The following is a 12,085-nucleotide window of genomic DNA, read 5'->3' on the forward strand; positions in this document are numbered from 1 at the left end:
CATGAGAAAATGGAATGGCATGCTGGCGGCGGCCCTGGTGGTCTCGACAGCCCTGGGATCTCTGCCGGGCGGCGGGCCCTTGGGGTCTCTGCCGGACGCCAAAGCCTATGCGGCCGGCGGGGGCTTCACGGATGCGGATCAGGCGGCTGCCTGGGCACAGGAGGCAATCTCGGAGATGCGCAGGCTCGGCATCATGAGCGGGTACCCGGATGGAGGCTTCCATCCGCTGGACCGGCTGACCCGCCAGGAGTTCGCAGCCGTACTGGCCGTATCGATGGGGATTCCGATGGAACAGGCGGCCCGCTCTTCCTTCGCCGACGTGCCGGCGGGCAGCTGGTCCGTCCCTTATATTGAGGCGGTCCGCCGGGTGGGCTATATGGAAGGTGACGGCGGGGGCGTGTTCCGCCCGGAAGCGCCGATCACCCGGGAAGAAATCGCGGCCATTCTGGTGCGTGCGTCCGGGGCGGAAGCCGGCGGCATGGGAGCCCGCCTTCCCTATGCGGACCGGGATCAGATCAGCGCCTGGGCGAAGGACGCCGTACAGTATCTGTATGAGTCGGGCGTCATGTCCGGCGACGGGACGGCTTTCGCCCCCCGCCGGCATGCGCTCCGGCAGGAGATTGCCGTGGTGCTGGCCAAGGCGCTCCCGCTGCTCAAGGAAGCGCCGCCGGCCGAGCTTACCGCTCTGAAGGAGGGGAAGGCGGTCCTGAACGGTACGGAATACCGTGTTCCTCAGGGACTGGCCGGGCTGTTCTCCGAGGCGAATGCGGATGTGCTGCAGCATGCGAAGGTCCGGTTCGAGGCCCGGGACGGCATGCTGACCCGGATCACCTATCTGGAGCTGACGGCGGCAGGACTGCCCGCTGGGGCCGGAGAGGCGGAGTTCAGCGGCAACCGGGTGCTGGACGGCGGCGGAGCCCGGATTGAAGGGAAGGTGAAGGCGGCGGCGGACTACCTGACGCTGAAGAATCTCACCGTCACGGGCGATCTGGAGATCGGGCCGGAGCTGCAGCATGACTTCCTGTCTTCGGGTCTGACCGTGCTTGGGCGGACCGTGGTGAACGGCGGCGACTCCAACACGGTCGTATTCGACCGGGCGGTGCTGGGAGCCGTGGACATCGGGAAAGCCGATGTCCGGGTCAAAGCGGGCGGGGGGACGACGGTCGGTTCGGTCACCCTGCAGGCGGACGCGGCCGTGGAGGCGGCTGCCGGGGTGGTGATCCCGAAGCTTACTGTAGGCGCCGGGGCACAGCAGGTGAAGCTGGAGGCGGAGGTGACCCTGCTGGAGTGGACCGGCCGGTCGGGCACGGTGGTGTCTGGCAGCGGTGCGGTGGCTGCCGTCAACGCGGCAGGGCAGGGGCTTCTTCAGCTGGACCTGCCGGGGGGCATCGGTACTGTGGAGGTGAAGAGCGCCGGAGGACGGATCTCCGTTAAGGAAGGCACGCGGATCGGGCAGCTGATCGTGCCTGCCGGGAAGACGCCGTCTGACGTCGTGGAGAACTACGCCCTGGCGAAGGACCGGATTGGCTCCGGCCCGGCTTCGGCCGCCCCCGCATGGGGCGGTGGAGGCGGCGGTGGCGGAGGTGGCGGAGGAAAGGGCAAAAAAGGCGGCAGCAAAGGAGGCGGCGGCACCGGTAACGGAACGGGCGGCGGTACCGGCAGCGGTACGGGCAGCGGTACGGGCAGCGGGACGGATACAGGGACCGGGACGGAAGCGGGCACAGACACCGGCGCGGACCAAGGTACGGGCACGGATGCGGATACGGGGGCCGATACCGGTACAGGTACGGATACCGGAACAGGCACCGGTACAGGCACCGGTACAGGAAGCGGCACAGACAGCGACACGGACAGCGGCGGGGATTCCTCCTCCGGCGGAGCCGGTGGTTCGTCAGTCAATGAAGCACCGGTGGTACGACCGGCAGCAGAAAGGGTGCTGCATCTGGCCCAAAGCGCCGGAATCACCCTGTTTCCTTCGGATCTGGCAGCGGACAGGGAGGGAGATGCCCTTTCGTTTGTCCCGGGAACCGTGCAGTCGAGCGTCTATGAGGCGGTCTACACGAGGCTGGAGCTTGGCGGCCTCGTCATTCAGCCGAGAAGCATCGGGTCGGCCTTGGTTACGGTAAGCATCACGGATGGCCTGCACACCACGGCAGCTGACGTTCCGGTTCGGATCGTCACGGATGAGCTCCTGAGCGTAACCCTCCTCGCCGGCGCTTCGTTCCCGGCCGGAGGCGCGGATCATCCTGCCGTGATCCGGCTGCAGCATCTAAGCGAGTCGGGAGCGGAGGTGCAGGGGTTTGCGGGGCTGATCATAAGCGCCAATGGCCTGGAGCTGGTACAGGGACTGCATTATGCACTGGATGAGCTGACGGGTGAAGTTACCTTGACCCCGTTCTTCCTGAATTCCCTCGAAGAGGGCTTCGTACCGCTGTCGTTCGCGCTCGGCGGGCTGACGGCCGGAGCGGTGCTGGAGGTCCGGCCTGCAGCAGGCTCGCTGACCGCCCAGGCTGTATACGGGGCGGTGCTGCGGGAAGCGGATGCGGCCGTCGAAGCGCTTTTCGCCCTGACCAAGACGGATGGCAGCGGACAGCCGTCCGTGCCGGGGGATCTCTCCGCCGTATCGATCCGGCTGGGTGACAGGGGGCTCGTTCAGGGCAGGGATTTTGCAGCTGGTATGGAACCGGGCGAGGTGGTAATTCTGCCTGCCTTCTTGAATACGCTGGCTGCCGGAAAGCATACGCTGAGCTTGAAGCAGACCGGACTCACCGCCACGCTGACGGTCGAAGTTCTTCCGCTGGAAGAGGAGGTGCGTCTCGCGCTTGACTCCATTAACCGCGCGGACAATGCCGCCGAGATGCGGGAAGCTCTGGAATCGGCCGGCCTGTGGCTGGAGCTCACTCCTTATTACAGCCTGACGAATGCCCGGAAGATCGAGGCGGCGGAGGCAGTGCTGCTCGGCCGGGGCTCAGGATTCACCGGACGCTGGGCGGTGCAGGACCTGCTCGATCTTACAGTAGAGGGGCTGCAGCTGGGCGGAGACGAAGCGGGTGCCATCCGTGCGGTCAACGAAGCGGGCACCCCGGAGGAGATGCTTGGCGCACTGATGTCTCCGCTCCTTCATCTCGACAACGAGTATTATACGTATATGGAAGATTATGAGCTGCTGATCATCGGCGGGTATATGCTGGACCAAGTGGCACAGAACGGCGCCTATACGACGCAGAGTGCCATTCAGAATGATTTTGACGCTATTATCCATATGATTCTGGACGACTGGTATGCGATGATTGAGGATGCCTCGGCTCTGGAACCGAAGTTCGCGGCAGGAGACAGGAATGACAGTGTGACGCAGGATCTGATCCTTCCTGCAAGCGCTCCGGTTCACGGGGCGGCTGTCGGCTGGACCTCCTCTGTGCCTGATGTCGTTACGGCTGCGGGGCGGGTCACCCGCCCGGCGGCCGATACGCAGGTAACGCTGACGGCGCATCTCACCAACCGTTACGAGAAGTTCGACCTGAACTTTATGCTGACGGTCAAGGGCACCGGAGGATAGTTAGCGGCGGCTGCAGCGGCCTTCCAGGCTCAACCGCAGCCCCCTCGGTAAGACGAGCCTCCTCGGGACGGCCGAGCCCCGGTTTGCCCGACCTTAGTGCGAGTAATCTGCAATATCATATATCATGCGGATGATCAGAAGAAGACTGCCCCGGAAGAGGCGGTCTTCTTTATGCTGCTCACCGGGCGAAATTCCAATTGACACCAGCGTGGTGCCGGCGTTACACTTAAAATGTTAGAATAATAAACCGTGGTTTAGCATAATAAACCGTAATGGACAGCATGGAGGGCACATGGACAAAAAATATTGGGTGCCTGCCTTGGAGAAAGCGGATGCGGTCCTGCAGGCCATCGCTTCAGAGCCCTCGGCTCTCAGGCTGATTGACCTGTCGAAGCGGCTCGGGTACAACAAGAGCTCAATGTTCTCTCTGCTTGCGACGCTCGAGGCGCTCGATTGGGTGAAGCGGGACGCGGACGGAACGTATACGCTCGGTGCGCGGATGGGCTATCTCGGCCACGCTTTCTTCAAAGGCTTCAGCCTGATCGACCGGTTCCGTAAGGAGGCTTCGGTGACCAAGCATACGCTGGGGGAAACGATTCAGCTTGCCAAGCTGGAGCGTCACGAGGTGCTCTATCTGGCGAAGGAAGAGATGCCGTCGCCCGTACGGCTTGCCTCCGAGCCCGGCTTGAAGCTGCCCGCGCATGCCACCGCGCTGGGCAAAGCGATGCTGGCCTGGCAGGAACGGTCCGAATTGGAAGCGTTTTTTCCGGAGGAGGCGCTGGAGCCGGCGGCTACCCCGCACACGCTCCGCAGCCGGGAGGAGCTGCTGAAGCAGCTGGTGGACGTCAGGGACCGCGGCTATGCCTTCGATCTGCAGGAAGCGGTCATGGGGTTCTGCTGCGTGGCGGCTCCGGTGAGAGACAGCGCGGGCAGCGTAATTGCCGCGATCTCCTGCTCGATGTTCCTTCATGAATGGGAAGCGAAGCAGGAGCAGGCGATTCGGGAGATCTGCGCGCTCGCCCGGCGGTTGTCCCAGAATCCGGGACTCGTCTGAACGGTCCGAACCGGAATACGCTGGCTGCGGGAATACAGGCGGGCACGTTGGCAAGCAGGCAGGTGCAGGCTTTGCATGCAACCACAGGGAGAGAGGAAGGAAGGCGTCTATGAGACTGGACGGCAAAATCATTCTCATCACAGGCTCCGGCTCGGGGATCGGAAAGAGCTCGGCACTGCTGTTCGCCCGTGAGGGAGCGGTTGTCATTGTGAACGATCTGGCGGAAGACAAAGGGCAGGAGACCGTAGAGGAGATCCGCAGCGAAGGCGGCCAGGCGGTCTTCGTCCAGGCGGACGTCACGAAGCCCGAATCGGTTCAGCGGCTCGTGGATACGGTGATCGGAACCTACGGCCGCATCGACGTGCTGTTCAACAATGCGGGGATCAGCGGGGTAGGCGCGATTCACGAGGTGGAGCCGGAGCAGTGGGACCGGGTCATCGAGGTCAATATCCGCGGCGTATTCCTGCCAAGCAAGTATGTGCTGCCGCATATGATGGCCCGCCGGGAAGGCTCGATCATCAATATGTCCTCCTGCATCGCGGAAATCGGGCTTGCGCGCAGAGCCTCTTATTCGGCGACGAAGGGAGCGGTGCTGGCGCTGACCAAGTCCATGCAGGTGGACTACGCCCCGTATAACATTCGGGTGAACGCGCTTTTGCCGGGTACGATTCTGACGCCTTTCGTCGAGGACTACCTGCGGAAGTCGTACGATAATCCGGAGGCGGGCTATGAATCTCTCAAGAAGCGGCAGCTCAGCGGTGATCTCGGCCGGCCGGAGGATGTCGCGAAGGCGGCTCTGTTCCTCGCTTCGGACGAATCGAAGTTCATGATGGGCTCTCCGCTGTATATCGACGGCGGAGTCGTTTTTGGGAAGAACGGGTAAACGCTACAAGAGCGAAAGCTCTTAATCTACTATATATGTAGGGGAAGAGGAGGCTACTGCTATGAAACTGCTTAACTTTGTACAAGGCGGCCGGCTGCAGCTGGGCATCAAGACGGATGAGGGTATCCTGTATGTCGAGCGCGCGCTCGATATCCTGGAGGACGGCAAGCTGAACGTGCCGCTCAGCATGCAGGAGGTCATCGACGGGGGAGCAGGCGCCCTGCAGGCGCTTCAGGGTCTCGTGGACAAGATGCTCGCTTCCGGCGCCAAGGGAGGCGCCCTGTTCGACGAGGCGGACCAGACCTTCGGTCCGAGCATCCTCCAGCCCGGCAAAATCATCTGCGTGGGGCTGAACTACCGCAAGCATGCCGAGGAGACGAATGCGAAGATTCCGGAGTATCCGATTCTTTTTAACAAATTCAGCAATGCCCTTACCGGACACGGACACGACGTCTCTCTGGCGGAACGCGTGACCTCCCAGGTGGATTATGAAGCGGAGCTCGCGATCGTGATCGGCAAAGAGGCGAAGGACGTTCCGAGGGAGGAAGCGCTGAATTACGTGCTCGGCTACAGCTGCGCCAATGATCTCTCGGCCCGCGACCTGCAGCTGCGCACGGCCCAGTGGATGCTCGGCAAGACGCTTGACGGCTTCGCCCCGCTCGGCCCATACCTCGTGACGGCAGATGAGGTAGGCAATCCGAACGAGCTGGCGATCTCCTGCAAGGTGAACGGGGAGACACGGCAGAGCTCCAATACGTCCGACATGATCTTCCACTGTGACGAGATTGTGAGCTATATCTCGCGGCATATGACCCTGCAGCCGGGCGACGTGATCCTGACGGGAACGCCGGAGGGCGTCGTTCTGGGCTGCCGGAAGCGCAGCGGGTGTACCTGAAGGACGGGGACGTGGTGACGATCGAGATCGAGAAGCTTGGCGCCCTCACGAACCGGATGGTCAGCGAGCGGAAGTAAGCCGGAACCGGGCTGGCATGGACAAGGAAGACATCAGGCCGGTCAGGCGGCAAGCATAATAGAGGAGGAGCGGCAGCATGGCAGGACAGATTACCGCAGGCGCGCAGGCGCTGGTGATGGACCCGCGCGATCATGTGGCGACGGCGATCAGGGAGCTGGCGGCAGGGGAGAGCATCACCTGCTACCGGGGCGGCGAAGAGCTGCAGGTGAAACTTCTGGATCCGGTGCCGTTCGGGCACAAGGTGGCGCTGCAGGATCTTCCCCAAGGCGTGGAGGTACGCAAATACGGGGAGGTCATCGGCCGTACGACGGCCCCTATCCGTGCAGGTGAGCATGTGCATGTTCATAATGTCGAAGGCATCCGGGGCCGCGGGGATCAGGCCGGTACGGGTACGACAAGCGAAGGGAGCCTGAACGCATGACTACTCTGATGGGTTACCGCAGACCGAACGGCGATATCGGCATCCGCAATCATCTGTTGATCATTCCCACGGTGATCTGCTCCAACCAGGTCTGCAGCCGCATCTCCCAGCTCGTGCCGGAGACGGTGGCGATTCCGCACCAGCACGGCTGTTCGCAGATCGGCGCGGACAAAGACCGCACCTTCGAAGTGCTGGCCGGAACGGGCCGCAACCCGAACGTCGGCGGGGTGATCATCATCTCGCTCGGCTGTGAGGTGGTCGATCCCCATGCGCTGGCGGAGTCCATCCGTGAGACGGGCAAGCTTGTCGAGGTGTTCGACATCCAATCCGTGGGCGGGTCGGTCAAGGCGATTCAGCACGGGACCGAGATTGCACGGAGAATGCGGGCGCAGCTGGACGCCATGCAGCCGGAGCCGTTCCCGATGAGCGAGCTGATCATCGGCGTCAAGTGCGGCGGCTCCGACGCGACCTCGGGCCTTGCGTCCAATCCGGCGCTCGGCGCGGCCGCCGATACGCTGATCGGCCTGGGCGGCGGTGTCGTAATCGGCGAGACGACGGAGATTATCGGGGCCGAGCATGTGCTGGCCTCCCGCTGTGCGGCGCCGGGGGTATCCGATCAGCTCTATCATATCGTGGGCCGCTTCGAGAGGGAGGTGGAGCGGATGGGTGCCGACATGCGCGGCGGCAATCCGAGCCCCGGCAATATCGCAGGCGGTCTCACGACGATCGAGGAGAAGTCGCTCGGCTGCATCTCGAAGTGCGGTACGGCACCGATCCGGGGGGTCATCGAGTACGCCGAGCGGATTCCGAAGGGCGGCTTGTACTTCATGGATTCCCCGGGGAACGACATCGAGTGCGTATCGGGGATGGCCGCCGGCGGCGCCCATCTCGTCTGCTTCACGACCGGGCGCGGAACGCCGACAGGCTCGGCTGTTGTGCCGGTCATCAAGATTACCGGCAACAAACAGATGTACCTGCGCATGTCCGACAACATGGACGTGGATGTCAGCGATATGCTGGAGGGCACGATGAGCCTGGAGGCGGCCGGGGCGGCGGTCTGGGAAGAGATTGCGGCCGTCGCGGCCGGCAAGCTGACGAAGGCCGAGATTCTCGGCCATACGGAGTTCAGCATCAACCGGATCGGACCGAGCTTGTAAGGAGCTGCCCGAAGAAGCGGCTTTGGGCCGCAATACAAAAAGAGGAAAGCTTGGAGATGAAGCGGCGTCCGCCGGGTTCTGCAGGACGGAAGCAGGAGCCGGCGGACGCCGTTTTGTTCGATTCTTTTTTGACCCTAACCAGAGGAGGAACGGCAGTATGGGCAGATTGACAGGACGGGTGGCGCTGGTCACCGGGGGCAGCAGGGGCATCGGCGAGGCGATCGTTATCCGGCTGGCGGAAGAGGGGGCGCATGTGGCCGTCAATTTCACATCCGAGCGTTCGCGGGAGCTGGCCGAGGGAGTGAAGGCCAGAGCGGAAGCGCTGGGCGTCCGGAGCATGATCGTACAGGCGGACGTGGGGAAGAAGGATCAGGTGACCGCGATGTTCGAGCAGGTGAGCGAGCAGCTTGGGGAGGTGGAGATCCTCGTCAACAATGCGGGCATCGCTCCGTTCGAGTCGTTCCTTCAGGCCAGCGAGGAGACCTGGGACCGCACCTATGATACGAATGTGAAGTCGGTGTTCCTCTGCTCGCAGCTCGCGGCGAAGGCGATGATCCCGAAGCGGTACGGCAAAATCATCAACGTGCTGTCCACGGCAAGCCTGGTCGTGACCAGTCCCGTAATCCCCCACTACCAGTCCTCGAAGGCGGCGGCCCATATGCTGACCAAGGGAATGGCGATCGAGCTCGGCCGCCACAACATCAACGTCAACGCCGTTGGCCCGAGTACAGTGGACACGGATATGTGCACCGATTATTTGGCGGATGAGAGCATCCGGGCCAAAGAGGTCGAAGCCAACCCGATGAAGCGCCTCGGTACGGCGCGCCAGATCGGCGATGCGGTCGTGTTCCTCGCTTCCGAGGAAGCGATGCAGATCAACGGCCACCTGCTCATGGTGGACGGGGGCCTAACGGTCAAGGCGGCTCAGCCGGATGACCATCTCGAGCATTAATCTGCGCCGAATGTCCTATATGAAGTTTGAGAAGCCCTCCTGCCGGCAGGAGGGCTTTTTTTCATTCTGTACGGATGGGATAAGGGGGGGATTCAGGGGTTTGATCGGAGGCTGTGCTGTGTAAAAAAGGGATAGCAGGAACGGCATCAGGGCCTGGACGGAGGAAAGCGGGGCCTCGCATGCGGATAAGAAGGCGCGGGACAACCACGTATCAACTTCCATGATTTGGGGTATATAAAAGCTAAGTACTTAACAGGATGCAAAAACAATGCTATAATTCGACAATCTTCGACTCTATTAGAGGGAATCTCTTACGAAATCTAATAATCTCCTAATAATTAGCTGAAACTTTCCGAAAGATTCCCGGATATAGTTATAAGTAATCAAGCAGGGGGTGAGTGAGATGAAAGACATGCAACTTTTGCACAATGGTAAGGTGTATCGCGGTCAAGTCTCATATGAGGGGAACGATCTGATGGAGGTATCTTGTACGGACCCGTCTTCGTTCGCCGGGGGCGAATCGGTGATCGCATTCAACTATAGAACGAAAGCCCAGATGAGAGTGCTTCGCGTCTCGCAGTCCAAACTGATCCTGGTGCCGGCCGATTCCGAACTCTTCCATATTCAAGCCGCCGGGAGCCAAATCTATGACGACATGTACCGCGACGAGGATAAAGTGTTCACGAGCTACAAGCTCAACACGTACGGCACGCTGATCGACGACTTCAAGACGATGGCCGTTCGGTTCACCAACGTCAGCCGTCTCGGATTCGGATTCGAGGTCAACGACTTCTCCGTCAAAATGAACCATGTGTTCGATACGATGATCATGTGCGATGAAGCGACGATTCATCCGAAGCTGATCGTGCGGTACGCCCACATCCAGGAGAAGACGATCCGCTACGGGGCCGAGATTCATTCCATCTCTGAGAAGGATCTGAGCAAGCTCCGCTACTATCTGGTGACCCAGCAGTTCCTGGCGAAGTAAGCTGGCCCGGCCTTTACCGCAGAAGAGAGGCAGCTTTGCTCACACCCCAGAACCTGCTTCTACGTACGGCCCGAAATGCTGTGATACAAGACAGCGATTCATCCTAAAAAAAGCCCGGCTTGTTCGCAATAGCGAATAAACCGGGCTTTTGGTGCATAAAGGCGGAAGGTTGGTGGGCTGCAGGGGGCTTGCCGGCTTCAGCAAACGCGGCGTCCGTCGACCCACACCCGCTCGATCTCGAGGGACGGGGAGACGAGAAGAAGGTCGGCGGCCTTGCCGCCGGCAATGCTGCCGGTGTGCTCCGACAAGCCCAGCACCCGTGCCGGATTGCGGCTGGCGAGCAGACTGGCTTCCTCGACGGAGAGGCCAATCCGCTCCACCATGTAACGGAGGGCGTCGATCATCGTCAGCGTGCTGCCGGCGAGGTTGCCGCCTTCCTTGAGGCGGGCGACCCCGTCCTTCACGACGACGTCCTGGCCGCCGAGCATGTAGTCGCCGTCCCCGAGTCCCGCGGCGGAGATCGCATCGGTAACGAGAACGAGGTTGCCCTGGCGCTTGGTCACGGTCAGGAGCCGGACGCAGGCCTCGTGCACATGAATGCCGTCGGCGATGACTTCCGCGGTGACCGCCTCGTTCGTCAGTACGGCGCCGACGACGCCGGGTTCGCGGTGGTGAAGGCCCTTCATGGCATTGAAGGTGTGTACCGCATGGCTCAGCCCGTGCGAGACCGCCTCCTGGATCTGGTCATAGGCCGCATCCGTATGGCCGCAGGCCGCCACGATGCCGTGGCCGGCGAGCATCCGGATGAACGGAGCGGCTCCTTCGAGCTCCGGAGCGAGCGTGAGCAGCCGGATCAGGCCCGGATAGGCGGAGGTCCACTCCTCGAGCCACTCGCTCTGCGGAGGGAGCATGAGCTTCGGGTCCTGGGCGCCGGCCAGCTTCGGGTTGATGAACGGGCCTTCAAGATGCACGCCGGCGAGGCGGGCGAAGGGCATGCCCTTCGCGCGGAAAGCCTGCACAGCCTGCAGGGCCCGGGTGATGTCTTCCCGGGACGCGGTCATCGTGGTGGCCAGCATGGTGGTCGTGCCGCGGCTGGCGTGGAACCGTGTGATCTTGGCGAGGGATTCCTCGGAGGCATCCATGAAGTCGCCGCCCCAGCCGCCGTGGACATGAACGTCGATGAAGCCGGGCAGCAGCCAGCTTCCCTTGGCATCCACAATCTCGGCCGGCTCGGGGGGTCGCGGGCAAGGAGGCCATGGGGCCGAAGGCGCCGATCTTGCCGTCCCGCAGCACCTCGAGGAAACCGTCCGCTTCGGTGCCGTTCTCGGTGGCGATGCGGGCGTGAATGATGCGCTGTGTGACCGTCTGGCTCATGACAGCAGGCTCCCCGCTTCCGAATCGAGCAGGACGACCACGTGCGGATGGGTCTGCAGCAGCGAGGCCGGGCATTCGGTCGTGATCGGCCCCTGCAGGGCGCGCTTCACGATCTCCGCTTTGTCCCGGCCGCGCACAATGAGCAGGATGGTCTTCGCCTTCAGGATGGTGCCTACGCCCATCGTGATCGCATGCGTCGGCACCTGGTCCGGGCGGTCGAAGAACCGGGCGTTCGCCTGTCTCGTCTGCTCCTGCAGCTCCACGACATGCGTGCCGCGCTCCAGTTCCTCATCCGGCTCGTTGAAGCCGATGTGGCCGTTATGGCCGAGGCCGAGCAGCTGCAGGTCAATCTGCCCGATTTCCTCCAGCAGGCTGTCATAGCGGACGCATTCCGCTTCCGGGTCAGGGGCGGAGCCGTCCGGGATATGGCAGCGCTCCGGTGCGATATCCACGTGGCTGAACAGGTGCTCCTGCATGAAGGTGTAGTAGCTCGCCGGGTGGCTGCGGTCGAGGCCGACATACTCGTCCAGGTTGAAGGCCGATGCTTTGGAGAATGAGACGAGGCCCTGGCGGCAGGTCTCTACCAGTTCCCGGTAAATGCCGACCGGAGTGCCGCCGGTGGCCAGGCCCAGGCAGGCCTTCGGGTTCGTCTGGAGCAGGCCGGTGATGATCCCCGCACCCGCTTTGTTCAGTTCGTCTTGAGAACGGAAGGTAAGAATATTCATAA

9 protein-coding genes and 1 pseudogene are annotated in these 12,085 nt (G+C 62.4%); 8 read left to right on the forward strand and 2 right to left on the reverse strand.

The window, feature by feature from the left end; genetic code table 11:
• The first annotated feature begins 1 nt into the window (after position 1).
• The 8 genes and pseudogenes from PM3016_RS07295 (at position 2) to PM3016_RS07330 (ending at position 9,984) form a co-directional block, all read left to right on the forward strand.
• Entirely contained in the window at positions 2 to 3,556 is a 3,555-nt protein-coding gene (locus tag PM3016_RS07295; protein WP_014368942.1) for an S-layer homology domain-containing protein, read from the forward strand.
• 292 nt (positions 3,557 to 3,848) lie between these two features.
• Positions 3,849 to 4,610: an IclR family transcriptional regulator gene (locus PM3016_RS07300; RefSeq protein WP_014368943.1), complete on the forward strand. Its 762-nt coding sequence runs from the start codon at positions 3,849 to 3,851 to the stop codon at positions 4,608 to 4,610.
• Positions 4,611 to 4,719: 109 nt separating this feature from the next.
• Positions 4,720 to 5,493 carry an SDR family NAD(P)-dependent oxidoreductase gene (locus tag PM3016_RS07305; protein WP_014368944.1) on the forward strand — a complete coding sequence of 258 codons (774 nt, stop codon included), beginning with the start codon at positions 4,720 to 4,722 and terminating at the stop codon, positions 5,491 to 5,493.
• Positions 5,494 to 5,554: 61 nt separating this feature from the next.
• A pseudogene (locus PM3016_RS07310) lies at positions 5,555 to 6,465 on the forward strand (fumarylacetoacetate hydrolase family protein).
• A gap of 77 nt (positions 6,466 to 6,542) precedes the next feature.
• Positions 6,543 to 6,887 carry a UxaA family hydrolase gene (locus PM3016_RS07315; RefSeq protein WP_014368946.1) on the forward strand — a complete coding sequence of 115 codons (345 nt, stop codon included), beginning with the start codon at positions 6,543 to 6,545 and terminating at the stop codon, positions 6,885 to 6,887.
• Positions 6,884 to 8,044: a UxaA family hydrolase gene (locus PM3016_RS07320; RefSeq protein ID WP_014368947.1), complete on the forward strand. Its 1,161-nt coding sequence runs from the start codon at positions 6,884 to 6,886 to the stop codon at positions 8,042 to 8,044. Before PM3016_RS07315 ends, PM3016_RS07320 begins: the two co-directional genes overlap by 4 nt.
• Before the next feature lie 157 nt (positions 8,045 to 8,201).
• Complete coding sequence (locus tag PM3016_RS07325; RefSeq protein ID WP_013914821.1) at positions 8,202 to 8,996, forward strand: SDR family NAD(P)-dependent oxidoreductase; 795 nt, start codon at positions 8,202 to 8,204, stop codon at positions 8,994 to 8,996.
• Positions 8,997 to 9,471: 475 nt separating this feature from the next.
• The gene (locus tag PM3016_RS07330) at positions 9,472 to 9,984 is read left to right on the forward strand and encodes a hypothetical protein (RefSeq protein ID WP_238540465.1); all 513 of its coding nucleotides are present in this window, start codon (positions 9,472 to 9,474) and stop codon (positions 9,982 to 9,984) included.
• 197 nt (positions 9,985 to 10,181) lie between these two features.
• Here PM3016_RS07330 and nagA read toward each other — a convergent pair whose 3' ends face one another.
• Entirely contained in the window at positions 10,182 to 11,201 is a 1,020-nt protein-coding gene (gene nagA, locus PM3016_RS07335; protein WP_014368948.1) for an N-acetylglucosamine-6-phosphate deacetylase, read from the reverse strand.
• Between the two features lie 153 nt (positions 11,202 to 11,354).
• On the reverse strand, positions 11,355 to 12,083 hold the full coding sequence (gene nagB, locus PM3016_RS07340; protein ID WP_013914825.1) for a glucosamine-6-phosphate deaminase: 729 nt from the start codon (positions 12,081 to 12,083) through the stop codon (positions 11,355 to 11,357).
• Positions 12,084 to 12,085: the final 2 nt, after the last annotated feature.

Source organism: Paenibacillus mucilaginosus 3016 (assembly GCF_000250655.1).
In the GTDB taxonomy this organism is placed as follows: domain Bacteria; phylum Bacillota; class Bacilli; order Paenibacillales; family NBRC-103111; genus Paenibacillus_G; species Paenibacillus_G mucilaginosus.

Coding starts and splice junctions, on each gene's coding strand:
- PM3016_RS07320 (WP_014368947.1), top strand. CDS start 6,884: ATGACTACTCTGATGGGTTACCGCAGACCGAACGGCGATATCGGCATC.
- PM3016_RS07305 (WP_014368944.1), top strand. CDS start 4,720: ATGAGACTGGACGGCAAAATCATTCTCATCACAGGCTCCGGCTCGGGG.
- PM3016_RS07330 (WP_238540465.1), top strand. CDS start 9,472: ATGGAGGTATCTTGTACGGACCCGTCTTCGTTCGCCGGGGGCGAATCG.
- PM3016_RS07325 (WP_013914821.1), top strand. CDS start 8,202: ATGGGCAGATTGACAGGACGGGTGGCGCTGGTCACCGGGGGCAGCAGG.
- PM3016_RS07315 (WP_014368946.1), top strand. CDS start 6,543: ATGGCAGGACAGATTACCGCAGGCGCGCAGGCGCTGGTGATGGACCCG.
- PM3016_RS07295 (WP_014368942.1), top strand. CDS start 2: ATGAGAAAATGGAATGGCATGCTGGCGGCGGCCCTGGTGGTCTCGACA.
- PM3016_RS07300 (WP_014368943.1), top strand. CDS start 3,849: ATGGACAAAAAATATTGGGTGCCTGCCTTGGAGAAAGCGGATGCGGTC.
- nagB (WP_013914825.1), bottom strand. CDS start 12,083: ATGAATATTCTTACCTTCCGTTCTCAAGACGAACTGAACAAAGCGGGT.